Here is a 24,577-nt window from a genome sequence, read left to right on the forward strand (position 1 = left end):
GAGCTATTCTTTGGTGATTTGTGGTGTGTGGTCTGGGGTTATGGTGGCATGCGGACACACTTTTCTTTACTTAACCCACTTATGCGCGCGGTATTGGCTTTGCCTGCGCTCATATCGATGAGCTATTCACTTGTGGCCAGGCTATAGCTCATCGATATGTGAATAGCTCATCGACAAGTGAATACCGCCCACGAGCCACCCATGAGCCACCCACGAGCCACCCGCACCCGAATCCCCAAACCCCAAAACCCAGCGCCTCAGTATTCGAAGCATCTCAAACTCGCAATATCCGACTAACGGTCTAGACTGTGGAACCATGATTCGTACTGAGTCCATTCTTGACCTCGCTACCGTAGCCTCGGGGCAGTCCCACGCCGACGCCCTACAGGGCTCCATCGATTTGGCACAGACAGCGGAAAAGGCTGGTTATCAGCGTATTTGGTACGCTGAGCACCACAATATGAACGCCATTGCCTCCTCGTCGCCGGCTGTTCTGATCGCAGCCGTGGCTGCAAAAACCGAGAGCATCACCCTCGGCTCCGGCGGCGTCATGCTGCCGAATCATGCACCGCTGACGGTCGCGGAACAGTTCGGCACGCTCGCGAATCTGTACCCGGATCGCATCGAGCTGGGGCTTGGTCGTGCCCCGGGCACGGACCAGGCCACTATGCGCGCCCTGCGTCGTGACCCGCGTTCGTCCGATTCCTTCCCGCAGGATGTGCAGGAGCTGCGTGGTTACCTCTCCGACGAGTCGCTGATCAAGGGCATCAACGCAATTCCGGGTCGCGGCACCCATGTGCCGCTGTACATCCTGGGCTCCTCGCTCTTTGGTGCCCAGCTCGCAGCGGCGCTCGGCTTGCCGTACGCATTTGCTTCGCACTTCGCTCCGGACGCGCTTCGCGATGCCATCGCGGTCTACCGCGAGCAGTTCCAGCCTTCTGAGCAGCTGGATAAGCCGTACGCTTTTGCGGCCATGAATGTCATTGCGTCGGAAAGCGAAGAAGACGCACAGCAGCAGTACTTCGCTACCCGCAGGAACATGGTCAGGCGGTTCCTGAGTCGCGGTGGGCATCACCTCACTGACGATGAGGCGGAGATTCTGATGGATACCCCGCAGGGGCGTCAGGTGCAAAATATGTTCCGTCACACGGCGGTCGGCACGGTGGCGCAGGTGCGTGAGCAGATTGCGCAGTTCGGTGAGTACTCGACGGCGGATGAGCTGATTGTGGCTCATCAATCGCTGAAGGTTCCTGACCGGCTGCGTTCGGTGGAGCTCACCGCAGAGGCCGCGGGGCTGACGGCGTAAGGCTCGGCCCCCGGCGTCCCGAGGCGCGCGGCCTTAAACTGACCCGCTTACTCCACTGCAGCCAGCGGCAGTGCCTTTTCGCTGGCAAGCTGCATGATTTCGGCGTTGGTGCGCTCGTGGAGGAAATCCGCAAGCTCCTCGCGGCTACTCGCACCTGTGGCCTCGGTCAGGGCGGCGGCGAAGTGTGGCTCCAGCGCTGCCACGGCCACGTAGCCGTCGGCGCTGGGGTAGAGGCCGTACGTCCACAGGCCGCCACCGAGTAGTCCGCCGGGCGCCGTCATGCCGTACTTCAGCGGCGCGGCGCCAGCCTCGCCGGCCTGCTTCAGGCCAATGCGGCAGTGCAGTCCAGGCTGCTTTACGACGTCCGCACCCGCACCCGCCCGCTTAATCAACCCGGCAAGGGCAGCGGTGACCGCAAAGTGTGCACCCAGAATGTCGCCCAACAGCACTGGCGGCATGGCCGGGGGCGTGAGGGTTCCGGCCTCCGCCTGATAGGTCAGGTCATGGCCAGGTGTTTCCGGAGCGTCGGTGTCACCGACAATGTCGATATGCACCGGCCCATTCGGGCGCTCGTGGAGCCCCGCCAGCCCCATGCGTTCCAGCGCGGAGGGGCGAACCGAGGTGATGACCACATCGGCCTCATCAATCAGCGAGCTCAGCTGTGCGCGGCCCTCATCGCTCTTCAGATCCGCCTGGATAATCTCGTGACCTGCGGACATAGCTTCATACCAGGGGCGGCCGAAGGAACCGAGCGGGTCGCCTGTGGGTGGTTCGACCTTAATTACCCGGGCACCTAGCTGGCCCAAATGCTGGGCGGCCAGTGGTCCCGGAACGTTAATGGCGAAGTTGACGACAGTGATGCCTGCGAGGCTGGTGTGCAGCTCGGGGGAAAACATAGTTCCACACTAGAACACATCTACCTGCCCGCCGACGCTTTCGGCCAACTTCAACTGGTTGATCCAGTCGCCCTCGCCGACGCGCAGTCGGAAAATCGGGCGGTGAGCGGGGCGGGCCTCGTAGCGGACACGGGCAATCTGACCGGTTTTGGCCAGGTCCATAGCTGTTCCCTCGGTGGCCAACTGGGTGCGCGCGGCGGTGAGGCGCTCGATGACGTCGTCAAGCGCGGCGAGCACTGGTTCGGTGTTGTTCTCGCACCAGGACATGACCATGTCGGGAGCAGCGGCGGCGACGCGGGTGCAGTCGCGGAAAGAGCCGGCCGCCAGCGAAATGGCCAGAGGACCGCCGGCTTCACCGGCGGCGGCAATTGCGTAGGCTGCCAGGTGTGGCATGTGGGAGATGCGGGCGACGCTAGCATCGTGGTGGTCGCTCAGCGCTGGAATGAGCTGACTGCCAAGAGCTGCTCCCAAATTGGCGACCTGCGAAAAGACCTCAATCCAGCGCTCCGGGACGGGCTCGCCCGCAGCGTCGGCAGCGGCTGCCAGGTCGTAGGTGATGACCCAGGGGGCGCCGTCGAAAAGCCCTTCGAACGTGGCGGACCAGCCCGCCTGCGCGGACCCCGCCATTGGGTGCGCGCCGACGAAGCGTTCCTCCATCCCGCGAGCGGAGACCTCGGCGGCGACGGCCGCCTTCACGGAGACCACATCCGTAATGCCACAGCTGGGGGCGTGCTCGTTGATGGCGTCGAGCATCGTGCCGACGACTGTCATGGGGGTGCCGATCACGATGAGCGCGCGGCTGGCCTCAGCACGTTCGAGCGTGGCCTGAAGATCTGTACTGGCGTCGAATCCCCCCTTCGTGGCTTCCTCGACCGTTGCGGACGAGCGATTCCAACCGAAGCATTCGACATTATGAGCCCGCAGATCGCGCATCATGGAGCCACCGATGAGGCCCAAACCGAGGATGCATACCGCGGGTAGCTGTGCAGCTGACAGGAAGGACGAAGCAGGGGAGGGGGACTCGAAATTGCTCACCTGACAAGCATGACATACAGCGACTAGCGTTGTGGGTTATGAGCACGACCTTTTCCGGAGGGTACACCTCCGATGACGACCGCTCCTTCGCGGTTGCCGTAACTATGGGGGAGCGCGGTTGGCGCGTCGTCGACCTCGGGGACGACGCCACCGATTCGCTCGCTGACGCCGCACAGGCGCTGCGCAATCTGCGTTCGGAACGCGCCGCTGTCGGAATGCTCAATATCGACGACGATTACTTCATTCTCGTGCGCCAGGGCGTTGGGTCGCTGCGCGTTGTGCTTTCCGACGCCACCGCCGCCGTCACCGACGACATTGCGGCAGATGTGTTCGACGAGCTGGATCTGGATATCCCCGACCTCGACGAGGACGAGCTCGACGATGTCGACGCCTGGGCCGAAGGAGATATGGATATCCTCGCTGACCTGGGCTGTTCGGAGGAAGCCCTGGAGTCCATCTGTGACGATCAGTCGCTGTGGGCGTCCGAGCAGCTTCTGGCCATCGCCGAGGAGCTGGGGTGCGCCGAGGAGCTCGCCGATGTCGCCGACCTGGATTACGACGGTGACGATGACGACTACGACCCCTATGACGACTAACCCTGACAAAGGTCATCTGACCGGGCGGCCAAGCGCCCTTGCGGCCAGCCAGCCAGCTGGTCGGCCAAGCGCCCTGCCCCGTCGAAAACAGGACATTCTCGACGAAGAGTGGATGCGCCTGGCTATCGCCGAAGCTGCTCACACGGCCCCCGGGGATGTGCCGGTGGGAGCTGTGGTCGTGGATGCCGAGGGCAGGGTTGTGGGTCGGGGCTCGAACCGTCGGGAAGCGGATGGTGACCCACTTGCCCACGCCGAAGTCATTGCGTTGCGCGAGGCCACCCGCGCTGTTGGTGACGGCTGGCGGCTGGAGCAGTGCACGTTGGTCGTGACACTTGAGCCGTGCGTGATGTGTGCCGGCGCGTGCGTCATGGGGCGCGTGGGGCGCGTGGTCTTCGGCGCGTGGTCGCCCAAGACCGGCGCGTGCGGCTCCATCGCCGATGTCATCCGCGATCCCGCCCATGCATTCACGCCGCAGGTGCGCGGGGGTGTGCTTGCCGACGAATGCTCCGTTTACCTGCGCGAATTCTTCGAACGGCAACGGCAGTCGGGAGCGTGAGCGGGGTCACAGTTAGGTCACAATTCCCGCTGTGGCCGTGACGAGCCTCCATTTTCACGTACCGTCGGAACTAGTGGGGCTGCTAGACGGTGGCTCTATAGAAATAGATTAAGTCGTTTACATGGGAGGCTTACATAATGAGCGAGCTGCAGAACAAGGCCGACGAGTTGGGCGGCAAGGTTAAGGAAGCTGCCGGCGACGCCGTTGGCAATGACGACCTGTCAAACCAGGGCAAGGGCGAGCAGGCTGCTTCGAAGGTCAAGCAGGGTGCTGAGGACCTGAAGGACAAGGCTACTGAGGCCTTGGGCAAGCTGACTGACAAGTAAAGCGCTTAGCTTTCGGGTAGAGATAACCCCAACCTTCTCCGCTTCTGATGTGCGGAGACGGTTGGGGTTCTTTGTGTTTCGATGGCCGGCTGTCAGCGTTGGGGCTGGCTACAGCTTCTGAGCCACTAGGTCATCCAGTGGTTCGGCGGACAGTAGGTACGGGGCGATCTCGAAGACGGTACGGGCACCAGTCTCGCCAGCCTGCTTCAGGCGGTAGGCAGCGCGACCGTAGGCAACCTGGACGGCTGCGGTGAAGTCGGGGTTGCGCTCCAGTTCGAGACCGAACTCGATGACGTGGCCGGAGGTACCGGCCTGGCCACGGGTAATGACCTGGCCGCCGTGCGGCATGCCCTGGTGGTCGCGGTCGAACTCCTCTTCAGAGATGAAGTCCACGATGGTCTCGTATGGGGCAAAGTAATCCGGCATGGTCACGATGGTTTCGCGGATCTGCTCCTTGAGCTTGGCGTCCTCCTCGGCGTTGCCGGTCTCTTCAGCGACGACGAAGCAGTGGCGCAGGTGGCACTCGTTACCCTTCAGGTCTGCGCCCTCGCCCTTCTTCACGGCCTCGATAGCTTCCGGGTTCGGCTTGGTGTACTGGACACCCTTCTTCACTCCCGGCACACGACGCACGGCATCGGAGTGGCCCTGCGACAGGCCCGGCCCCCAGAAGGTCATCTGGTCTGCGCCCGGCAGGATGGCAGCGCCCAGGACGCGGTTCAGGGAGAACAGGCCCGGGTCCCAACCGGTCGAGATCATGGCGATGTTGTCACCCTCACGAGCGGAGGCGTCCATGGCCGCGCGGTGCTTCGGAATCTCGTGGTGGTTGTCGTAGGTGTCGACCGTCGTAAAGTTCTTTGCCAGCTCAGGGGCCTGCTCCGGGACATCGGTGGCCGAGCCGAGGCACACGAACAGCACGTCTACCTCGTCCTTGTACTTTTCGACATCCGCAGCCGGGAGCACGCGGGCCTCAGTGTCCAGCGAATCGCGACGGGAGAAAACGCCGACGAGTTCCATGTCCGGCTGGTCAGCGATGACCTTTTCGACGCTGCGGCCCAAATTGCCATAGCCGATGATGGCGGAACGAATCATGAGGGAGAACCCTTTCTGTGTGGCTGTACTTCTGTGTTTAAGTTTCTAGATTTCAAGCTACAGACTATTCCTTCATATCTCAGCGGGTGTTGGCCGCCCCGAATAGTGCGGTGGAGGGTTGACGGGCTTGGGGTGGCGCAGGTTGTAGTGCGCCGAGAGCGGCTTAGCGAAGGCCTGGGCGCCCTGACCTGGGGATTTGGTAGATAAAGGGGCTACCTGTAACGTTTTCTAGCGGTGACGTGTCCGAGCGGCCGAAGGTGAAGCACTCGAAATGCTTTGTGCGGTAACCCCGTACCGAGGGTTCAAATCCCTCCGTCACCGCCAATAAAACCCCCGGTGGTTCCTTTAATTAGGAGCCCCGGGGGTTCTGCATTTAATCGGCCCTGATTGTCTGGGTGTGGTGGAGGTGTGGGAGGTGTCCGTCGTAAAGCGGCAAATGGTGAGGCGTCCGACCTGGAGCACCTAAATCACAAAATTAACATCAGTAGCACACACCCCATTGTTCACGTTTATCCGGGAAGTCCGCTACTCTTAGCAAAAGTATTTCCGGTTTTTATGTCGTGCCCGCCCCCAATGACCGTGTCAGCGCCAGAGTTGATGTTGGCCAATCCGGGGTGGTCGCTAGCATCGGAGTAGCGAAGAGGCTTCAAACTGCAGGTGAAGTCCGAGAGAGTGCTTTGTTAGCGCGAACTTGGGGAAGCTGCAGTTGGGGGCGGTCCAGGCGAATATTAGACGTAAGGGAAACTTGACATGGCAAAGGCCTTGTTCAAACTCGGCAGGTTCTCCTACCTGCATAAATGGACTGTGATCATCGCGTGGTTCCTGATTTTGGCGGGGCTGGGCGGTGCAGTTGCCGCATTCCAGAAGGGGTTCATCGACCAGTTCTCGATCCCCGGCATGCCGTCGGCAACGGCTTCGCACGTGATTGAGGAAAAGTTCCCCGATGTTCCGAACCCAATTCGAGAGCAGCGTATTTATGTCGCCTTCGAGGCCCCGGAGGGGCAGAGGCTCGATGACCCACAGAATAAAGAAGCTGTTGACCAGGTCATTAACGGCATCCGCGACAATGTCGGCCAAATCTCCGATGATTTGCAACTTCACAACCCGGTAGACCTCAATCCGAAGATGCAGGCGATGGTCAAGGAACAGGGCATGGCCGCCGGCCTGCCCAAGGATGTTGCCGAGGCCGATGCCAATGCGCTGCGTACCGTGTCCGATGACGGTCGCTACGGTATTTCCACCTTCGTTTTCGACGCCAAGATGCCGCAGGACATCGAGCCGGAGAATATGCAGGCGCTTCTCGACGCAATGCAGGCCGGTCGTGACGCCGGTATCAAGGTCGAGGCCTCTGGCCCGGGCATGCAGCCCGCGATTGAGGTAGCTCCGACCTCGGAGATTATCGGTGTGACCGTGGCATTTATCGTGCTGGTTGTCACCTTCGGATCTCTGGTCGCTTCGTTCCTGCCTATTGTGACGGCGGTAGTGGGCATTATCATCGGTGTCTTCGGCGTGACATTGATGACCGCATTCACCGACGTCAACTCGATTACCCCGGTACTTGCCGTCATGTTCGGCCTGGCTGTCGGTATTGACTACGCACTGTTCATCCTCTCTCGCTACAGGGCAGAAAGAGCCCGAGGGATGACCAACGAAGACGCCATCGGCATGGCTACCGGTACGGCTGGCTCCGCTGTGGTTTTCGCCGGCCTCACCGTGATTGTCGCTTTGGCAGCGCTGACGGTCGCCAAGGTGCCGTTCATGTCTCTGATGGGTATTTCGGCGGCAATTACGGTGGCCTTCACAGTGCTGGTCTCTCTGACCCTGCTGCCGGCAGTTATGTCTCTGCTGGGCGACAAGGTCTTCGCTGGTCGCGTGCCCGGTGTTGCTGGCAACCCCTCGCGTAACCCGCGCAAGGAACGTCGCTCTTCCTTCTTCGGTGAGATGACGATGGGGCGACGTTGGGTCACTTTCGTGCACAAGGCCCCAGGGTTGTTCCTGGTCGGCTGTATCGTCTTGCTGTTGGCATTGGCCTACCCGGCCATGCACTTGAAGCTGGCGCTGCCGTCCGACTCTACTGCGGCTAAGGACAGCACGAACCGCAAGGCCATCACCATGATTGAAGAGGGCTTCGGTGCGGGACGTAACTCTCAGCTCATCATTATTGCCAAGTCGGACGATGTGAAGCCCGATGCACCGGTGCTCAAACCACTTATCGAGTCCCTGAGACAGACCAACCCGGAACTCTCTGACATCGAGGCCGCCCGCAAGGCTTCCTATAGTTACGCTGTCGACCAGTTCAAATCCAACGTCGGTGTCGAGCACATCCAGATGATTGGCATGAATCATGACGGCACTGCGGTCAAGATGATTATGACCCCGAAGTCGGGTCCACTCGATCCTGCGACCAAGCAGCTGATGAACGCGGTGCGCGATCAGCAGAAGCAGATTGAGCAGACCACCGGCCTATTCACCGGTGTCACTGGTCTGGTTCCTATTGAAATTGACATCACCGACCGCCTCCAGGGCGCAATGCCGCTCTACTTGGGCGTTGTCGTGGGTCTGGCAGTGATCCTGCTGCTGATGATTTTCCGTTCCCTGATGGTGCCGTTGACTGCGGGTGTGGGCTTCTTGCTCTCTGTCGCAGCCGCATTCGGTGTCACAGTGGCATTTTTCCAGGACGGCCTCTGGGGCGTGATTAGCACTCCGGGTCCGCTGGTCAGCTTTGTGCCAATCTTCCTCATCGGCGTGACGTTCGGTTTGGCCATGGACTATCAGGTCTTCCTGGTTTCCCGCATGCGCGAGCATTACACCCACAACAAGGGTGAATCCTCACCAGAGTCGAAGTACAACGCGGTCGAAGAATCGGTCGTTGAGGGCTTTACTCTCGGCGCTCGTGTGGTCACTGCCGCTGCGATTATTATGATCTCCGTCTTCGCGGCTTTCGCCGGGCAGCCCCTGGCGATTATTAAGGTATTCGGCTTCGCGCTGGGTGCCGCAGTGCTTTTCGACGCCTTCGTTATTCGCATGACCTTCATCCCGGCATCCATGTTCCTGCTTGGCCGCGCTACGTGGTACATGCCGAAGTGGCTGGACAAGGTGTTGCCTTCTGTGGATGTCGAAGGCTCTGCCCTGGAAGAGGTTTCCGAGGAGCTGGTGGAGAAGGGCCGCCGCGAGCGTATGGCTCGCGGTGAGTCCCTGTTGCCTGAAAGCGAAGGTGCTGGGCGTGGCTTTGGCGACACGGACGCTGACGAGGACGAAGCAGACAGTGCCGATGGTGAAGTCGGTGCTGGTGCAGCCGCTGCGGCGGGCGCGGCGGGCGCAGCGGGCGCAGCAGGTGGTACCGCTGTGGCGGTTGCGACCAAGAAGCGTAACCGCTGGATTCCGAGGTGGAAGAAGGCAAAGCTGGAAGAGCTCGAGCCCGTTGACCAGGCCAAGCAGGCCGAACCGTCCGCCCCGACGGCACCAGCTGAGCCGGAGCAGGCCGAACAGCCGGAGCCGACAGAGCAGCCGGAGCAGGCAGAGCAGCCGGAGCAGGCAGAGCCGACCGAACAGCTCATGCAGTCCGCGCCAGCTGAACCAACCGACGCCCAGCCGAACCCGGAAAACGCCAAGGATATCGAGGTCCGCCCGTACTTCAGCCCGGCTCGCAAGCGGAAGAAGATTACGGTTGCGGAACTGATGAAGCGCGAAGGACTCGAAGAGGAAGCGCCACGTCGTAGCCGCGCCGTGTGGGACCCGGAAAACGCTGCCCACCCCGAGAAAAACGACAGCGCTGAGTAACTTGCGAATAGCGCCCAGGTAACCTCAAGGCATTAGCACCGGACCACAACCAAGGAGCTTCATGTCGCAGTCGAGGACGACGGGATTTGACGTCGTAAAGCAAATCGAAGGCGCGCGCGGACGTGCTGGCACCATCCACACCCCGCATGGCGATATTGCTACGCCGGCGTTCATTCCGGTCGGCACGAAGGCGACGGTGAAGACGCTCACGCCGGAGCAGGTGCGGTCCACCGGTGCGCAGGCGATGCTGTCGAACGCGTACCACCTGTACCTGCAGCCCGGCGAGGAAATCGTCGACCAGGCCGGCGGATTGGCAAAGTTCTCCAACTGGAATGGCCCGACGTACACTGACTCCGGCGGATTCCAGGTGCTCAGCCTCGGCGCGGGCTTTAAAAAGACCCTCGCGATGGACGTCACCGGCATGCAGAAAGACGACATCGTCGCCGAGGGCAAAGAGCGCAACGCGTTCGTCGATGAGGACGGCGTGACCTTCCGCTCGCACATCGATGGTTCCGAGCATCGCTTCACGCCAGAGGTGTCCATGCGTATTCAGCACGCGCTGGGCGCCGACATCATGATGGCGTTCGACGAGCTCACCACGCTGATGAACACCCGCGGCTACCAGGAGGCATCCGTCGAGCGCACGCACCGCTGGGCGCGCCGTTGCCTGGAGGCGCACAACGAGCTGACAGTTTCGCGCGGGCAGGTCGACGCGCACGTCCATTCGCTTGACGACGGCCAGTTGCCCATCCAGCAGTTATTCGGTGTCGTCCAGGGTGCGCAGTACGAAGACCTGCGCCGCAAGGCCGCCCGCGGGCTGGTGGAGCTCTCCCTCGAGTTCGAGGACGCCGGCCAGCTCGGCTTCCACGGCTATGGCATTGGTGGGGCGATTGAGAAGCAGAACCTGGGCCTGATCTGCGGTTGGGTCAACGACGAGCTTCCCGACGACCGCGCCCGCCACCTGCTGGGGATTTCCGAGCCGGACGATATTTTTGCCGCTGTCGAGGCCGGTGCCGACACCTTTGACTGCGTCGCTCCGACGAGGCTTGCCCGACGTGGTGGTGTGTACACGCTCGATGGTCGGATGACCTTGACGAATGCCCGCTTCAAGAACGACTTCCGCCCCGTGGATGCGGAGGTGCCCTCCTACACTTCGCTGAATTATTCCCGGGCCTACCTGCATCATCTGTTGAAGGCCAAGGAGTACCTGGCTGGCACGCTGTGCACGATTCACAACCTGTTTTTCATGGTGCAGCTGGTGGAGAACATTCGCGCTGCGATCCTGGAGGACCGGTTCTTCGAGTATCGCGATGAGTTCATGGGCCGCTACTACGCCAACGGTGGCCGTGCGGTGGGGAATTAGGAGTCGGCTGGGGGCTGGGGTGTGCTGGGGAGTGCTTGGGTCGGTTGGGCTGTGGCTGGGCTGGGGCTAGGCTTCTACCTTTTCGCACTTCACGACAGCCATGTCACCTCGTGCCATCTGTGGAGGTGGCATGAGGTGACACCCGTGGCGTGAAGTGGCAGGGAACACCCGAATCAGTCCAGTGGCGTGAAGTGACGGCTGGGCGGGCCCGGGAGGAAGCTCAAAACTAGACCTAGCTCTACTGCGCGAGGCAGTCTCAACCGGCATCATGGAGGACATGATCACGGTTGAACGACTCAGCAAGAAGTACGGTTCGAAATTAGCCGTCGATGACCTGTCCTTCACCGTTCCCGACGGTGTAGTGACAGGTTTTCTCGGCCCAAATGGCTCCGGCAAGTCCACCACCATGCGCTGCATGCTGGGCCTCGATACCCCGACCACGGGCCAGGCCTTGTTCACCGGGACGGATTCCCAGGGCAACACCTACAGCAACCAGCCCTTTTCCACGCTGAAGAATAAGCCCAGCATCGCCGGTGCAATTCTGGATGCCGGTTGGCACAACAAGGCTCGTTCGGGCCGCGCTCATCTGCGGGCCCTCGCCCGCGGCGCCGGCATCCCCGACACCCGCGTGGAAGAGTGCCTTGAGCAGGTCGGCATGACCGAGGCGGCGAAGGACAAGGTCGGCGGCTACTCGCTGGGCATGAAGCAGCGTCTGGGAGTGGCAGCGGCTCTGCTCGGCAAGCCGCAGCATCTGATTTTGGATGAGCCGGTCAACGGCCTGGACCCCGAAGGCGTCTCGTGGATGCGCCACACCATCAAGGCGCTGGCCGCACAGGGCTGCGCTGTCCTCGTGTCGTCGCACCTCCTTTCCGAGATGCAGCTCACCGCCGACCGCATCGTCGTCATCGGCCGCGGTCGCATGATCGGCGAGTACAGCATGGATGAATTCCTTTCCGACGGCACGGTCATCGAAGTTGAAGTCGATGACCCCGCTCGGCTGCTGCAGGCGTTAGGGCCGGTCGCGCGTGGGGTTGACGTCGATAAGCAATTGCGCATTCCGCTTTACGACGGCATCAGCGAGCAGCAACTCCGCCGCGACATTGCGGCTGCTGCTCTGCGTGAGGGGCTGTTGGTGACACGGTTGCACACGAAGCGCGACAACCTGGAGGAAAAGTTCCTGGCTGCGACCCAGGAATCGCAGGAATACCGCGCGCAGGCGATTGGGCAGTAGGGGAGTGACTGAGATGAGTTTTGGAAACGCTTTGCGGTCGGAATGGACGAAGCTAGCCAGCCTGCGTGGCACGTGGGTGTATGTGGTGTTGTTGGTGGGCTCGATAGCTGGGCCGATGGCGGCTTTCAGCATGGCGGCGGACGCTGGTGCAACCGCTGATTGGGAATTGCTGCTGTTGGGGACCGTGATCTTCAACATGATCGTGATTGCCTTTGGTGGCTCCACCCTGGCGGGTGAGTACAACGATCAGATGAATGCGCATGCGTTCTTGACGCAGGACCGAAGGAGCCTGTGGCTTTCGGCACGGATGACGCTGACCCTTGTGCTGATTGCTGTCTGTTGGGTCATTGGTGTGGCGCTTGCTTGGCTATCGGTGACGGTTTCCCCGCGCGTGGAGTTCAAGGGCGGCGACGCTGCCACGGACATGCTCGCCGGAGTGCTTGGCTTTGTAGTGTTTGGACTAATCGCGATGTCGCTGGGAGTGCTGACGCGCTCGCGCGTGGCCGCTGTCGCTATTCCGCTGGTGTGGATTCTGGTGGTGGAAAGCATGCTGGAGTTCGCGGCGCTGGCGTATGCGATTTTCCGGCCACTGTGGCTGGTCACGCCGGGTGCACGCATTCAGCAGTTGTCGACGCAATTGGGCGGTCTGATGGCAAATCCGGAGAATCCACGCATCGGGTTTGAGGCCGGCATGACGCAGCCGATGTGGTTCAACATCGTGGTGCTGGTGGCCTGGATTGTTGTGGCGGTTGGCGTTGCGCAGTGGGTCAATGCCAAACGGGATGTGAAGTAAAACAGAAAAGTGCCGCGACTACTCGCTTCTCAGGCGAGGTCGCGGCACTTTTTTCGTCGTTAAGCGGGAACGTGCGTGTCGTAGTAGCCTTCGCGGCGCTTGACCCACGCGATGACGGCGTAGGTGATTGGCATGACTACAATTTCGACGGCGGTCTTCCAGATGAAACCGACGATGACGTAGTTGACGAAGGTGCCCCAGGTGTCGATGCCGATCGCGGTGGCGGCGATGGAGCAGAAGATGAGCGTATCGACGAACTCACCAACCACAGTCGAGCCCATCAGGCGCGCCCAGAGAGCCTTTTCGCCAGTGCGCTTCTTAATGGCGTTGAGCGACCAGGCGTTGAGCAGCTGACCGACGACATAACCGGCCAGACCTGCGAGAACAAGCTGCGGGACGGTGCCCAGGACGGTGGCGAATGCTTCCTGATTTTCATACCACGGTGCCGCTGGGAGCTTGATGGCGGCAAAGAAGCAGAGCATTGCGCCGGCGAGGATGGCGAAACCGGTCCACACGGTGCGGCGGGTGGCTTTGTAGCCGTAGCACTCGGAAAGCACGTCGCCGATGACGTAGCTCAAGGGGAAGAGGAAGAAGGCACCGTCGGTGGCCAGGCCGAAGATTTCCACGCCCTTGGTGGCGGTGATGTTGGAGACGATCAGCACGCCGATGAAAATGGCCGTGAACATCGGGTACAGCGATTTTGGTACCGGGATGTGGCGTGGCGTGTGTGCTGTGGATTCGGACTTAGTTGCGTTCTCGGGCGCGTGCGAGGTGCTCACAGCGGCAGGCTCGGCGTTGCCCGGCCCAGACTTGGGCAGGTTTTCGTTATTTGTCACGGGAGGGAATGTTACCTGCCGCTTAGGGCTCCAAGCGAGCGCCGATGAAGTCTTCGAGGCCGACTTTGCCTCTCATCCTCTAACTCCTGTGGGTTTGAGTCCGCAGGAGTTAGAGGATGAGCGGGTTTAATTATTTGTTTTCTTAGCTCCACGCTTACTGCGCATTCCGTTAACAATAAATGTAAAACAGCTTACAATCAGGCTGGCAAGAGCGATTAAGCAGTAGAGCAGCGCGCGATCTGTCTTTGCCGTAATAGCTGCTGTACTCATAACGGCAGTCTGGTTAGCTAGTTTGCTCAATGTGTACATCCCATTTGCGATGCCCAGGAGACAGAGGAGGCTCACGACTAGTCCGATAATGGAAATCGATGCTAGCCAATTTACGCGCAAACGTGATGACATTGTTCTCCTCTAAAAGATCCGCTTACAAAAAGTCACGCATACATTAACCCTTGATTTTATTGAGAGGTCATGAATGCCTTTCGAGTAATAGATGAATTTCCTCCAAGATGATTTGAATTATTCAACCGGAGATCTTTCCCCAAGATTTCAACTATCATCTTGGGGTCTCGCTAACATATTCCTGTGACCAGTTCCCAACGGTTGACTAATTCCACTTTACCCACCGGCCGCTACGCCCCTTCGCCGACCGGTCGGCTGCACCTGGGAAACCTGCGCACCGCGGTTCTCGCCTGGGCGCACGCCCGCGCGCAGGGCGGTCGCTTCATCGTGCGTATCGAAGATATCGACCGCCAGCGCTCCCGCCCCGAGTATGAGGCGCAGCAGCTCGCCGATCTCGAGGCCATCGGCATAGACTGGGATGGCGCCCCGGTCCGCCAGTCAGAACGCTCTGACCTGTATGAATCCGCGCTCGCCGACCTCACGCAACGCGGCCTGACTTATCCCTGCTTCTGCACGCGCCGTGAAATCCTCGCCGCCTCCTCCGCGCCGCATGGCGTGCCAGGGCAGTATCCCGGCACGTGCCGTTCGCTTGACGACGAGCACCTCTCCGCGAAAAAGGCCGAATTTGCGGCGGCGGGGAGAAGGCCGTCGATACGCCTGAAATCGCAGGTGAGTGAGGGGGCCGCGACCGATGAGCTGTATGGCGAGATTGCCGCTCCGATCGATGACTTTGTCCTCCAGCGTGCCGATGGCATGTGGGCCTACAACCTGGCGGTCGTCGTCGATGATGCCGAGCAGGGTGTCACCGAGGTTGTGCGTGGCGATGACCTGATGTCCTCGGCCCCGCGGCAGGCGTACTTAGCCGGATTGCTCGGTCACACCGCACCTTCGTTCGTGCACGTTCCGCTGGTGGTGAACTCTGAAGGGCGGCGACTGTCCAAGCGCGATGGCGACGTGACTCTCGGCGAGGTGTCGGTGGATGCAGCGCAGCGGTGGATTCTGGATTCGCTGAGCGGTGGCGGTGATGCTAGCGATGGCGGCGGGAGCGTAGAGCTCGACTCCATCGCTGACCTCCCGGAAGCCCTGCGTGCGGGTCTGGAAATTCCTCGCGAACAGGTGATTTTCTAGGGGCTGCCGAGAACTACGGCTAGTACATACGTTAGGGGCAAGAGTGCGAATGCAACTAGTGCCGCCACGATTGTCAAACCGTTTGCCCGGGCCTTCAGTGCTGCAAGAAAGCTAACCAGGCCGAATCCGAAGACGCCGACAGCGAGGGGTATTGTCCAGGCATCGGAGAGTGCAGTGCTGACGAAAAACAGTCCAATGTAGCAAGTCAGGGCTAAGAGGAGTGCGGCAGCTGCGAAATTGCGGAAGCGATTCATGGTACGAGGCCTAGGACTCCGCTAGAGGATCTTTGCCACCTAATTTCATTTCGAAGCGCTTGTAATCCTCGAGGGAAGCGAAGTGGCGAGAATAGATGTCGATGTCTGTATCGACGCGACCGTAAAGAGCGGGGGCGACATCTACGATGTGGCGCAACGTGACAGATCCTCCCGAGTGGGAAGGCTCTTCTGGGGCTGATTCATTTTCGTGGGCTAATGCTTCGACCTGCGCGTATGCGGCACTATCAGAATCGGCAAAGACAATGTATAAGTCCTCACGGAAGAAGCTCTCATTCACTGAGGTTGAATCTCTTTGCTTTGTTAACTCAAAAACTGCAATTCCGATGTATGGTTCCATCTATTTTTCCGTTCTTAGATTGCCACCTAGTTCAGTACGAATTTGAGGCTTTCTTACTGGACGCCACGTTTACTCGAATTGATAAACATTGGATTGTTGCTGAAACCTGCGCTTACCCTATCACTGCCGTTACCCTCGGGGCATGCCTACTCTTCTTGTCGTCCACCATTCCCCGACCCCGCTTCTGCAGGAAGTCCTAAGCCACGCGCTCGAGGGTGCCAACGATCCCGCGCTAGAGGGCGTGAATGTCAAGGTCGTCGAGGCTCTCGATGCCACCATCGATGACCTGACCAGCGCCGACGCCATCCTGCTCGGCACCTCCGCCAACTTCGGCTACATCTCCGGCGCGCTCAAGCACTTCTTCGACACCACCTTCCGGGAGGCGCAGGAAGTCACTAAGGGGCTGCCATTTTCATACTGGATTCGCGGCGGTTTCGACACCACCGGCGCGGAAAACGCCATGAAAACCATCACGACCGGCTACAAGTGGGAGCTTGCGGCCGAACCCGTCGTGTTCGTCGGCCCGCTTGACGACGACATCTCCGACCGCCTAGTAAATCTCGGTGGCACCATGGCTGCCCAAATTTTGGGCTGATTGAAGATTTAGTGTCGGGGCCGTGAAATAATGGCCAGGTGAAAGATTCAGGGGTGCAAGGGGCGCAAGTGACGTCGTCAAGCGAGAAAAACCGCAAGCCCATGATGAGTCTGCTGGGGCCTGCGTTTGTGGCGGCGATTGCCTACGTGGACCCCGGAAATGTGGCTGCGAACCTGTCTGCGGGCGCGAGCTATGGGTATCTGCTGCTGTGGGTGCTGGTGGTGTCCAACCTCATGGCGATGGTTGTGCAGTACCTGTCGGCGAAGTACGGCCTGGTGACGGGGCGGTCGCTGACCGCAGGTGTTGCCGACCGCTTTGGTTCGAACCGGCCGGGGCGGCTGGCGTACTGGGTGCAGGCCGAGATTGTGGCGGCAGCGACGGATGTGGCGGAAATTATTGGTGGCGCCACTGCGCTGTACCTGCTCTTCGGAACGCCGATGCTACTCGGTGGCGTCATCGTCGGTGCGGTCTCGCTGGGGCTGTTGCTGCTGCAGGGTGGGCGTTCGCAACGCACTTTTGAAGGCGTGATTGTGGCGTTCCTGCTGGTCATTACGGTGGGGTTCCTGGCCGGGCTGTTTGTCACGGGCTTGAGTCTCGGGGAGATGGCCAGCGGAATTCTGCCACGCTTCCAGGGTGCGCACACCGTGGTACTGGCGGCGTCCATGTTGGGTGCGACCGTGATGCCGCATGCGGTCTACCTGCACTCCGGGCTGGTGCGCGACCGCGAGTACAAGGTGGAAGATGATGCCTCGCTGCGCCAACACCTGCGTGCCACGCGTATCGATGTATTCGGTGCGCTCGTGCTGGCTGGGTCGGTGAATATTGGCATGCTGTGTCTCGCAGCCGAAGCACTTCCGGGAGTGGAGGGGACCGACTCCATCGAAGGCGCGCACGCCGCCGTGACCAGCGCGCTCGGCCCTGTAGTGGGCGTGCTTTTTGCGGTTGGGTTGTTGGCCTCCGGGCTGGCGTCGTCCTCCGTCGGCTGCTACGCCGGCGACCTGATTATGCGCGACCTACTGAAGGTGCACGTGCCGATGCTGGTGCGCCGCATAGTCACCATCATTCCGGCGCTGCTCATTATCGCCAGCGGCGTGGAGCCGACGTGGGCGCTGGTGCTCAGCCAGGTGGTGCTGTCGATTGGTATCCCGTTTGCGCTGGTTCCGCTGGTGCGCATGACCTCCTCGCATGCCGAGATGGGTATCTGGGCCAACACCCCGCTACTGCGCCGGGTCGCGTGGGTTATCTGCGGACTCATCATCGCGCTCAACGTGGCGCTGGTGGTTCTGGTGCTGATGGGGAAGGGGTAGTCAGCGGGCGAGGTGGAAGGCGGTAGCTTTCGGGAGTGGAAGGTGGGGGCTTCGTCGTAAAGCGTGCGGGAGATGGTAGACAAAGCTGTCTAGTTGGTGTTAGGGTGGGCGACACGATCACAAGATATCGACGAGAAATGGCCTTTGACAGCGTCGATAGGCAACCGCCCGATTCGCGGACCCGGTGCCCCAAAGGAAGATCAGCCCCACAGACCGCCTGCGGGGAAGAGCGAATAGGAGCGCAAAATGCACACCACAATAAGCGACGTCCACATCATCTGCCTCAGCCGTCACACTGCTGACCTCCTCGTCGACGGCCGACCCGTCGCCATCCGGCTGCAAGAAGCCGACATCGCCCCCCACTCCCGGAATCTCGTCCAACTACCCGTCGACCCCGCCTTCTACGCCACCCTCCGCGGCCAACAACGCGCCGACTACCTCAGCGCCCACGTCCGCGACGGCGTGCGCTACGGCCGCATCTTCTGGCACGAGCTTGACGACGGTCGCCACTTCCTCACCATCCCCATCATCGGCGGCTACCACGTGCACCAGGTCTTTGAAGTCCGCCGCAGCCGTGAGGGAGTGTGGAGTCGGCACTGAGCTGGTTGCGTGAGCGTGCCTGGCGTGATGAGCGCGGCGCGGATGCGAGCGGGAACCTCTCCGCCTAGCCTTGGGCTATGCAGGTACGAGACTCCGCAACACCCCCGTTCTGGCCCACCGAAGGCGAAGGCGACTTCTACACCGACGCCGCCGCAGCCGTCGACCGGCTCACCGAAATCCACCGGGCAGGGATGGCCTACCTAGTCGAGCAGTACACCGCCGCCACCGAAGGAAATTCCGGGAGTGGGCCGGTGCGCGCCTACTACCCCGAACTACGCTTCACCGTCCCGGCCGGCAGCGCCGTCGAGGATGTCGACCCCTCCCTGTCACACGGCTTCGTCGACCGTCCGGGAGTGTATGCCACCACCATCACCCGCCCGGTGATGTTCCGCACCTACCTCATCGAGCAAATTACCGACCTGCTCGCCAACCACGGCGGCGAAGTCGAGGTGCGCGTCTCCGACCAGCCCATCCCACTCCGGATGTGCCGCGGATTCGACGCGGCCGCCGAGGAAGCGGCGGGGAGGGAAGGGGCGTCGGCAAGCATGCTGGCGGCAGTGGAGAAGACGTTTACCCCCATCGACTCCGCCAGCATCGACGACACCATCGCCGACGGCGAAGCCGACTACCTGGGCCTGCTCATCAAACCCTTGAGCCTCTTTACCGCCCAGCGCATCGACCTCGCCCTCCAGCGCCTCGAGCACTACACCGGGTCGCACGCCGCAAACATCCAGCGCTTCGTGCTATTTACCAACTACCAGCTGCACACGGACGTGTTCCTCGAATACGCCGCCACCCTCACTCCCGGAAATCCGCACGGGTACACGGCGCTGGCGTGCCCGGGTGGGCAGCGCTACGACATCGGCGCCATCCCCACTCCCGGAGTTTGCCGTCAGCACGCGCACGCCTCGCAGATGCCGGCGTACCACTTGCTCCGCGACGACCAATGCGGCATCACCATCATCGACATCGGCGTCGGCCCCTCGAACGCCAAAACCATCACCGACTGCCTCGCCGTCACGCGACCGCACTGCTGGATGATGGTCGGACACTGCGCCGGTCTCGACGGTCGCATGCGCATCGGCGACATGATTCTCGCCAACGGTTACGACCGCGCCGACGGAGTCCTCGACAACTACGTGCCCCTGGAAAAACCCATCCCGCCAATTGCGGAAATTCAGCTCGCCGTCACTAACGCGCTCGCCCGCGTCTCCGGACTCACCGGCGATGAGCTGAAAAAGCGTCTGCGCACCGGCACCGTGCTGTCGACCTCCGACCGCAACTGGGAGTGGCGCTCCCAGACCGACCTCTACCGAGAGCTGCAGAAATCCACCGCCATCGGCGTCGAAATGGAATCCGCCACCATCGCCGCCAACGGCTACCGCTTCCGCGTGCCCTACGGCGCGTTGCTCAGCGTCTCCGACATGCCGCTGCACGACAAACCCAAACTCCCGAAATCCGCCCGCGAGTTCTACCAGTCCTCCAAGGAAGAGCACCTCATGGCCGCTGTGCGCGCGTGCGAGGACATGGCCGCCGCTCCCGACACCCTCCACTCCCGGAAGTTGCGACGGCCGGTGGGAGAGGTCGCGTTCCGGTAGGGCACTTTCGGGAGTGCGTCGTCAAGCCCGTTTGTGCAGATTGTGCATGCTTTACGACGGCTGTGGACAACGCCAAAAAGCGATTGAAGCCGCCCACTCCCGGAAACTAGCCTTAGCCCCATGACGACATTGGGACTGCTCAGCGCGCTGGCGACACGGGGTATTGACGTGCTCGCCGACCTGCGCGCCGCACTCCCGGAAAAATCCACCGGGCACCGGGAGTTGGCAGCCAGCATCGGCTTCGACCCCTTCCGCCTCAAGCGCCTGCTGCGCTGTGCCGAGCGGCTGTTCGGCACGGTCGAGGGCGATATGGATGTCGAATCCCGCGACAAAGCCGTCGCGATCGCCCGGGAGCTGAAGCTGTCGCTGGACACGGTCATGCAGATCGACAAGCGCTCCGGGCAACTCAACAACGTCGAAATCCGGGAGTACTACCGCCTGGACTTCACCCGCGCCGCCGCAGCATACGACTTCGAGGGCCTCGACACCTACATGCGCACCAAGGTCAAGGAGCTCAACCGCACCGACGAGCCGCCGCAGCACCTGCGCGCCCACGTCTCCCGGAATCCGGACATCCGCGGGATGAAGCATCTGCAGGTCACCGGTCCGGCGAACATGATTGACGACCTGGTCGCGCCGCTGACCGTGCGCGCAGCTGAAATCGCCAAAGCGCACGAGGATTACACCCGGGATCGGTGTGTCGGTCAGGCGCTGGCAGAACGCTTGGCACACGGGGCGGAGGGGCCGCTTGACGACGTCGACAAGCTCCGTTACCAGCCCGCGCTCATCGTAACCGCGCAAGACATCGTGGAGTACAGCCCGCGGTTTGCGGCGACCTCCAACGGCTCCGTCCTCACTCCCGGACAATTCGTCGAGGCATTGCTCGCGGACACCGGCTGGGTGCTGGTCTACGACGAGCACAACACGCCGACCGACCTACTCCCGATACACAACCCGCGCCTGGCGACGGAGGAACAGCGCATCGCGATGATCCTCGACAACCCCATCTGCGCGTGGCCCGGGTGCCCGCGCCCCGCCCACGCTGGGCAGGCCCATCACCTGGTCGCCAGGAAAAACGGCGGCGCCACGACTATGGAAAACATGGTCATGACCTGCAAAGAACACAACGCCGCCAACGATGACGACAGGCAAGGCCTCAACGGGCACCTCGAGCGTGACGACGGCTCCGGCGCGGTCTACCGCCACCCGCCGTCTCCGCACGCGCCGCCCGAATTCAACCTTGCCTTCCCGACAGCTCTCGCGGGGCGGGCCTACTCGGGCTACCGTCAGCGCGAATAGCTTTACAGATATACCCATAGGGGGTATATATTGGGGTATGGCTAATCAAACTTTTACTGTTACTGGCATGACATGCGGACACTGCGAGGCATCGGTGCGGGAGGAAGTCTCTGAACTCCCGGGAATCACTGATGTCCAGGTTGACCGCTCCCGGAATTTCCTTTCCGTGACCTCGGATGCAGACATTGACACCGCTGCCGTAATCGCAGCAGTGGATGAAGCTGGCTACAAGGCGGTCGCAAACTAAACCCCCAAAGAGGAAAGCGGATGTCTGAGCAGCAACTTCTCACCCTTGATATCCCCGTCGGCGGGATGACGTGTGCGTCGTGCGCAAACCGTATCCAACGCAAGCTGAACAAACTTGATGGCGTTAACGCGAGCGTGAACTATGCGACCGAGAAGGCGCATGTGGAGGCGCCGGCGGACATCAACCCGCAGCAACTGATCGACACAATCGTGGCAGCGGGGTACACCGCTGAGCTTCCGCAGGAGGAGCCCGAACAGGAACCGGGTGCTGCTCCCGAAGGGAAAGACCGGGAGCTGGAAGACCTGCGCAACCGAGTCATCGGCGCTGTCATCCTCACTGCTCCCGTCATCGCAATGTCGATGATTCCTGCCCTCCAGTTCACTAATTGGCAGTGGCTGTGTCTCACGCTCTCGGCGCCGGTCTTTGTGTGGGCCGGCTGGCCGTTCCACCGCGCGACACTGAAGAATCTGCGTCATGGCGAGGTCACCATGGACACGCTAATCACTATGGGGACGACCGCTTCGTTCCTCTGGAGTGTGTGGGCGTTGTTCTTCGGGCGTGCCGGGCTGCCGGGGCTCAAGCACGAGTTCCACTTCACGGTCACTCCTGGTGATGCCGATATGAACATCTACCTCGAGGCGATGGCCGGCATCATCATGTTTGTGCTGATTGGTCGTTACTTCGAGAAGCGCTCCAAGCGCAACGCCGGTCAGGCACTCCGGGAGTTGATGAAGCTTGGCGCCAAGGATGTCTCCGTTCTCGAAAGTTCGGGAGTGGAGAAGCGGCTGCCCGTGGAACAGCTCCGTCCGGGAGTGGTGTTCGTCGTTAGGCCTGGTGAGAAGATCGCGACGGACGGCGTTGTCGTGGAGGGCGCGTCGGCGGTGGATGCGTCGATGCTGACCGGCGAACCGATGCCTGTCGAGGTCGGCCCTGGCGATGAGGTGACAGGGGCGACGATCAATACGTCTGGGCGGTTGCTCGTGCGGGCGACGCGCGTGGGCTCGGAGACGCAGTTGGCGCAGATGGCGGCGATGGTCGAGGCGGCGCAGACGGGTAAGGCGCCGGTGCAGCGGCTGGCGGATCGGGTTTCGGGAGTGTTCGTGCCCGCCGTCATCGCGATCGCCGCGGTCACGCTGGGCGCGTGGTTGCTTACGGGGCACGGCGCGAGTGAGGCGGTCACGGCTGCGGTCGCCGTGCTCATCATCGCGTGCCCGTGTGCGCTTGGCTTAGCGACGCCCACAGCGCTCCTGGTCGGCACGAGTGAAGGTGCCAAGGCTGGTGTGCTGCTGCGTGGCCCGGAGGTGCTGGAGTCGGCGCGGAAGGTCGACACGGTTGTGCTGGATAAGACCGGCACGGTGACTACGGGTGTGATGGAGTTGACGGAGGTCCCTCCCACTCCCGAAAATCTGCTGTCGCTTGCCGCTTCGGTGGAGGCGGCGTCGCATCACCCGATTGCGCAGGCTATTGTGCGTGCGGCGGATCCGGATTCTCTACTCCCGGTTTCGGATTTCCGGGATATTCCGGGAGTGGGGGTTGAAGGCACCGTGGATGGCCACCGCATCGAGGTCGGTCGCTCCGGGGAAAATTCCGGGAGTGGGGGGACGGTGGTTGCGGTGCGCCGCGACGGCGAGCTCCTGGGCACGTTGGAGGTGTCGGATTCGGTGAAGCCGACGTCGGCGGCTGCGGTCGCGAAATTCCGGGAGTGGGGGGTGCGGCCGATTCTGCTGACCGGCGACGCCGCCGACCCGGCGTTTCGGGTCGCAGATGAGGTCGGTATTGCTCGCGAGGATGTGATTTCGGGAGTGATGCCGGAGGATAAGGTCGCGACGATTGAGAAGTTGCAGGCTGGCGGCGCGTGTGTGGCGATGGTCGGCGATGGCATCAATGATGCTGCGGCTCTTGCGCAGGCGGATTTGGGCATGGCGATGGGCACGGGCACCGATGTGGCGATGGAGGCTGCGGATATCACGCTGGTGCGTGGTGATCTGTTGGCGGCTGCGGATGCGCTGCGGTTGTCACGCCGGACGCTCCGCACGATTCGTTCGAATCTTTTTTGGGCGTTTTTCTACAACGTTTTGGCAATTCCTGTCGCCGCGCTGGGGTTGTTGAATCCGATGTTGGCTGGCGCTGCGATGGCGTTTTCGTCGGTTTTTGTGGTCGGCAACAGTCTGCGTCTGCGCGGTTTTTCTCCGAGTCAACCAGCTATTCAAAAAGGAGTAACTCATGAGTGAGTCTTGTTGTTCGTCGCAATCGCATTCGCTTGACGACGATTCTTGCTGCCATGACACCACTGATCCCGGTTACCTCGCGGAGAAGCGGCGTTATGAGTCCCGTATCCGTCGCATTGAAGGGCAGGTTCGTGGCATTGGTCGGATGATTGAGAACGAAGAGTACTGTATCGATGTTTTGACCCAGATTTCGGCGGTGAATTCGGCGTTGAAGTCGTTGGCGTTAACTCTTCTGGATGCTCACCTTCATCACTGTGTGGTGCATGCGGCTGAGGGCGGCCCGGAGGAGTTGGACGCCAAGCTGGAGGAGGCCTCGGCGGCGATTGCTCGGCTGGCTAAGTAACTCCCGGAAAAATTCCGGGAGTGGGGGCGAAACAGCATTCGGCAACTGGCGTCGGCAGTCGGCAACCGGAGTTGGTTGCTGTTGGTGGCACCGATTGCGAAGAAGTACCGCTTAAATGCCTCGTTTTCCCTGGTAGGGGGCGCGTTTTGGGAAAATGGGGTTTGTTGGGTAGTCTTTAACGACGTTGGAGGATTCGACTAGCGGCCTATGTCACACGCCTGGAACGCGTGCGGGAGTCACATCCCTCGTGGGTTCAAATCCCACATCCTCCGCAGGGTGAAAACCCCCGGTTTACGCCGGGGGTTTTCTTGTATTTATGCAGGTGAGTGATTTGCGGGTTAAACGACAAAATGTGTGTCTGGCTCGGCGTGTCGCGCGGGGGTTAGATTTGGCCTTTCTGGATGCCGATTG

Annotated in this window: 23 protein-coding genes, 2 tRNA genes and 1 riboswitch; of the genes, 19 read left to right on the forward strand and 6 right to left on the reverse strand. The window is 61.3% G+C overall.

All coding sequences use genetic code 11. The features are described 5' to 3' along the window. The first annotated feature begins 316 nt into the window (after positions 1 to 316). The gene (locus QP978_RS09935; RefSeq protein WP_259803452.1) at positions 317 to 1,306 is read left to right on the forward strand and encodes an LLM class flavin-dependent oxidoreductase; all 990 of its coding nucleotides are present in this window, start codon (positions 317 to 319) and stop codon (positions 1,304 to 1,306) included. Positions 1,307 to 1,353: 47 nt separating this feature from the next. Here the strand turns inward: QP978_RS09935 and QP978_RS09940 are convergent, their stop codons facing one another. Together QP978_RS09940 and QP978_RS09945 are read right to left on the reverse strand one after the other, a co-directional pair. Continuing rightward, the gene (locus tag QP978_RS09940; RefSeq protein ID WP_284857133.1) at positions 1,354 to 2,202 is read right to left on the reverse strand and encodes a CoA transferase; all 849 of its coding nucleotides are present in this window, start codon (positions 2,200 to 2,202) and stop codon (positions 1,354 to 1,356) included. Positions 2,203 to 2,211: 9 nt separating this feature from the next. Further along, positions 2,212 to 3,237, reverse strand: a complete 1,026-nt coding sequence (locus QP978_RS09945) for a prephenate dehydrogenase (RefSeq protein WP_284857134.1) — start codon at positions 3,235 to 3,237, stop codon at positions 2,212 to 2,214. Between the two features lie 38 nt (positions 3,238 to 3,275). Between QP978_RS09945 and QP978_RS09950 the strand changes: the two genes are divergently transcribed. The 3 genes from QP978_RS09950 to QP978_RS09960 all read left to right on the forward strand — a co-directional run bounded on the left by QP978_RS09950 (position 3,276) and on the right by QP978_RS09960 (position 4,715). Continuing rightward, positions 3,276 to 3,833 (forward strand): tRNA adenosine deaminase-associated protein, encoded by a 558-nt coding sequence (locus QP978_RS09950; RefSeq protein ID WP_005510946.1) that lies wholly within the window; start codon positions 3,276 to 3,278, stop codon positions 3,831 to 3,833. Then, positions 3,775 to 4,389, forward strand: coding sequence for a tRNA adenosine(34) deaminase TadA (gene tadA / locus QP978_RS09955; RefSeq protein ID WP_080985632.1), 615 nt, complete (start codon positions 3,775 to 3,777; stop codon positions 4,387 to 4,389). Before QP978_RS09950 ends, tadA begins: the two co-directional genes overlap by 59 nt. Before the next feature lie 137 nt (positions 4,390 to 4,526). After that, complete coding sequence (locus QP978_RS09960) at positions 4,527 to 4,715, forward strand: CsbD family protein (RefSeq protein WP_049193864.1); 189 nt, start codon at positions 4,527 to 4,529, stop codon at positions 4,713 to 4,715. A 108-nt stretch (positions 4,716 to 4,823) separates the two neighbouring features. Here QP978_RS09960 and QP978_RS09965 read toward each other — a convergent pair whose 3' ends face one another. Then, entirely contained in the window at positions 4,824 to 5,804 is a 981-nt protein-coding gene (locus QP978_RS09965) for a diaminopimelate dehydrogenase (protein WP_049193862.1), read from the reverse strand. 233 nt (positions 5,805 to 6,037) lie between these two features. Between QP978_RS09965 and QP978_RS09970 the strand changes: the two genes are divergently transcribed. The 5 genes from QP978_RS09970 (at position 6,038) to QP978_RS09990 (ending at position 12,971) form a co-directional block, all read left to right on the forward strand. After that, positions 6,038 to 6,128, forward strand: a tRNA-Ser gene (locus tag QP978_RS09970). Positions 6,129 to 6,554: 426 nt separating this feature from the next. Beyond that, a complete protein-coding gene (locus tag QP978_RS09975) occupies positions 6,555 to 9,584 on the forward strand; it encodes an MMPL family transporter (protein WP_284857135.1) in 3,030 nt (1,009 codons plus the stop codon). A 61-nt stretch (positions 9,585 to 9,645) separates the two neighbouring features. Beyond that, entirely contained in the window at positions 9,646 to 10,947 is a 1,302-nt protein-coding gene (gene tgt, locus QP978_RS09980) for a tRNA guanosine(34) transglycosylase Tgt (protein WP_284797756.1), read from the forward strand. Between the two features lie 277 nt (positions 10,948 to 11,224). After that, the gene (locus tag QP978_RS09985; protein WP_049190213.1) at positions 11,225 to 12,178 is read left to right on the forward strand and encodes an ABC transporter ATP-binding protein; all 954 of its coding nucleotides are present in this window, start codon (positions 11,225 to 11,227) and stop codon (positions 12,176 to 12,178) included. A gap of 13 nt (positions 12,179 to 12,191) precedes the next feature. Continuing rightward, positions 12,192 to 12,971, forward strand: a complete 780-nt coding sequence (locus QP978_RS09990) for an ABC transporter permease (RefSeq protein WP_070546602.1) — start codon at positions 12,192 to 12,194, stop codon at positions 12,969 to 12,971. Positions 12,972 to 13,030: 59 nt separating this feature from the next. Here the strand turns inward: QP978_RS09990 and QP978_RS09995 are convergent, their stop codons facing one another. Together QP978_RS09995 and QP978_RS10000 are read right to left on the reverse strand one after the other, a co-directional pair. After that, entirely contained in the window at positions 13,031 to 13,807 is a 777-nt protein-coding gene (locus tag QP978_RS09995; protein ID WP_187399956.1) for a queuosine precursor transporter, read from the reverse strand. Positions 13,808 to 13,933: 126 nt separating this feature from the next. After that, positions 13,934 to 14,077, reverse strand: coding sequence for a hypothetical protein (locus tag QP978_RS10000; RefSeq protein WP_224783815.1), 144 nt, complete (start codon positions 14,075 to 14,077; stop codon positions 13,934 to 13,936). 315 nt (positions 14,078 to 14,392) lie between these two features. On the opposite strand from QP978_RS10000, the gene gluQRS reads away from it, so the two are divergent. Then, the gene (gene gluQRS / locus QP978_RS10005; RefSeq protein ID WP_016421857.1) at positions 14,393 to 15,337 is read left to right on the forward strand and encodes a tRNA glutamyl-Q(34) synthetase GluQRS; all 945 of its coding nucleotides are present in this window, start codon (positions 14,393 to 14,395) and stop codon (positions 15,335 to 15,337) included. A 264-nt stretch (positions 15,338 to 15,601) separates the two neighbouring features. Here gluQRS and QP978_RS10010 read toward each other — a convergent pair whose 3' ends face one another. Beyond that, entirely contained in the window at positions 15,602 to 15,949 is a 348-nt protein-coding gene (locus tag QP978_RS10010; RefSeq protein ID WP_070851250.1) for a DUF4288 domain-containing protein, read from the reverse strand. Between the two features lie 142 nt (positions 15,950 to 16,091). On the opposite strand from QP978_RS10010, the gene QP978_RS10015 reads away from it, so the two are divergent. The 9 genes from QP978_RS10015 (at position 16,092) to QP978_RS10055 (ending at position 24,438) form a co-directional block, all read left to right on the forward strand. After that, positions 16,092 to 16,544 carry a flavodoxin family protein gene (locus tag QP978_RS10015; protein WP_147766041.1) on the forward strand — a complete coding sequence of 151 codons (453 nt, stop codon included), beginning with the start codon at positions 16,092 to 16,094 and terminating at the stop codon, positions 16,542 to 16,544. A gap of 68 nt (positions 16,545 to 16,612) precedes the next feature. Beyond that, the gene (locus QP978_RS10020; protein WP_502870683.1) at positions 16,613 to 17,851 is read left to right on the forward strand and encodes an Nramp family divalent metal transporter; all 1,239 of its coding nucleotides are present in this window, start codon (positions 16,613 to 16,615) and stop codon (positions 17,849 to 17,851) included. A gap of 115 nt (positions 17,852 to 17,966) precedes the next feature. Next, a riboswitch (SAM riboswitch) is annotated at positions 17,967 to 18,087 on the forward strand. A 10-nt stretch (positions 18,088 to 18,097) separates the two neighbouring features. Next, complete coding sequence (locus QP978_RS10025) at positions 18,098 to 18,451, forward strand: hypothetical protein (protein WP_284857136.1); 354 nt, start codon at positions 18,098 to 18,100, stop codon at positions 18,449 to 18,451. 77 nt (positions 18,452 to 18,528) lie between these two features. Beyond that, complete coding sequence (locus QP978_RS10030) at positions 18,529 to 20,049, forward strand: AMP nucleosidase (RefSeq protein WP_088611841.1); 1,521 nt, start codon at positions 18,529 to 18,531, stop codon at positions 20,047 to 20,049. A gap of 120 nt (positions 20,050 to 20,169) precedes the next feature. Then, the gene (locus QP978_RS10035; RefSeq protein WP_049190169.1) at positions 20,170 to 21,348 is read left to right on the forward strand and encodes an HNH endonuclease signature motif containing protein; all 1,179 of its coding nucleotides are present in this window, start codon (positions 20,170 to 20,172) and stop codon (positions 21,346 to 21,348) included. A 37-nt stretch (positions 21,349 to 21,385) separates the two neighbouring features. Further along, positions 21,386 to 21,595 carry a heavy-metal-associated domain-containing protein gene (locus QP978_RS10040; RefSeq protein ID WP_049172422.1) on the forward strand — a complete coding sequence of 70 codons (210 nt, stop codon included), beginning with the start codon at positions 21,386 to 21,388 and terminating at the stop codon, positions 21,593 to 21,595. 20 nt (positions 21,596 to 21,615) lie between these two features. Further along, on the forward strand, positions 21,616 to 23,826 hold the full coding sequence (locus tag QP978_RS10045) for a heavy metal translocating P-type ATPase (RefSeq protein WP_284857137.1): 2,211 nt from the start codon (positions 21,616 to 21,618) through the stop codon (positions 23,824 to 23,826). Beyond that, on the forward strand, positions 23,819 to 24,166 hold the full coding sequence (locus tag QP978_RS10050) for a metal-sensitive transcriptional regulator (RefSeq protein ID WP_016421867.1): 348 nt from the start codon (positions 23,819 to 23,821) through the stop codon (positions 24,164 to 24,166). Before QP978_RS10045 ends, QP978_RS10050 begins: the two co-directional genes overlap by 8 nt. A gap of 186 nt (positions 24,167 to 24,352) precedes the next feature. Continuing rightward, positions 24,353 to 24,438: transfer RNA gene (locus QP978_RS10055), tRNA-Ser, on the forward strand. Positions 24,439 to 24,577 lie beyond the last annotated feature (139 nt).

Source organism: Corynebacterium sp. MSK035, from assembly GCF_030232615.1.
Taxonomy (GTDB): domain Bacteria; phylum Actinomycetota; class Actinomycetes; order Mycobacteriales; family Mycobacteriaceae; genus Corynebacterium; species Corynebacterium jeikeium_D.

Coding starts and splice junctions, on each gene's coding strand:
- QP978_RS09935 (WP_259803452.1), top strand. CDS start 317: ATGATTCGTACTGAGTCCATTCTTGACCTCGCTACCGTAGCCTCGGGG.
- QP978_RS09940 (WP_284857133.1), bottom strand. CDS start 2,202: ATGTTTTCCCCCGAGCTGCACACCAGCCTCGCAGGCATCACTGTCGTC.
- QP978_RS09950 (WP_005510946.1), top strand. CDS start 3,276: ATGAGCACGACCTTTTCCGGAGGGTACACCTCCGATGACGACCGCTCC.
- tadA (WP_080985632.1), top strand. CDS start 3,775: ATGTCGCCGACCTGGATTACGACGGTGACGATGACGACTACGACCCCT.
- QP978_RS09960 (WP_049193864.1), top strand. CDS start 4,527: ATGAGCGAGCTGCAGAACAAGGCCGACGAGTTGGGCGGCAAGGTTAAG.
- QP978_RS09965 (WP_049193862.1), bottom strand. CDS start 5,804: ATGATTCGTTCCGCCATCATCGGCTATGGCAATTTGGGCCGCAGCGTC.
- QP978_RS09975 (WP_284857135.1), top strand. CDS start 6,555: ATGGCAAAGGCCTTGTTCAAACTCGGCAGGTTCTCCTACCTGCATAAA.
- tgt (WP_284797756.1), top strand. CDS start 9,646: ATGTCGCAGTCGAGGACGACGGGATTTGACGTCGTAAAGCAAATCGAA.
- QP978_RS09985 (WP_049190213.1), top strand. CDS start 11,225: ATGATCACGGTTGAACGACTCAGCAAGAAGTACGGTTCGAAATTAGCC.
- QP978_RS09990 (WP_070546602.1), top strand. CDS start 12,192: ATGAGTTTTGGAAACGCTTTGCGGTCGGAATGGACGAAGCTAGCCAGC.
- QP978_RS10000 (WP_224783815.1), bottom strand. CDS start 14,077: ATGAGTACAGCAGCTATTACGGCAAAGACAGATCGCGCGCTGCTCTAC.
- QP978_RS10010 (WP_070851250.1), bottom strand. CDS start 15,949: ATGGAACCATACATCGGAATTGCAGTTTTTGAGTTAACAAAGCAAAGA.
- QP978_RS10015 (WP_147766041.1), top strand. CDS start 16,092: ATGCCTACTCTTCTTGTCGTCCACCATTCCCCGACCCCGCTTCTGCAG.
- QP978_RS10025 (WP_284857136.1), top strand. CDS start 18,098: ATGCACACCACAATAAGCGACGTCCACATCATCTGCCTCAGCCGTCAC.
- QP978_RS10030 (WP_088611841.1), top strand. CDS start 18,529: ATGCAGGTACGAGACTCCGCAACACCCCCGTTCTGGCCCACCGAAGGC.
- QP978_RS10035 (WP_049190169.1), top strand. CDS start 20,170: ATGACGACATTGGGACTGCTCAGCGCGCTGGCGACACGGGGTATTGAC.
- QP978_RS10040 (WP_049172422.1), top strand. CDS start 21,386: ATGGCTAATCAAACTTTTACTGTTACTGGCATGACATGCGGACACTGC.
- QP978_RS10045 (WP_284857137.1), top strand. CDS start 21,616: ATGTCTGAGCAGCAACTTCTCACCCTTGATATCCCCGTCGGCGGGATG.
- QP978_RS10050 (WP_016421867.1), top strand. CDS start 23,819: ATGAGTGAGTCTTGTTGTTCGTCGCAATCGCATTCGCTTGACGACGAT.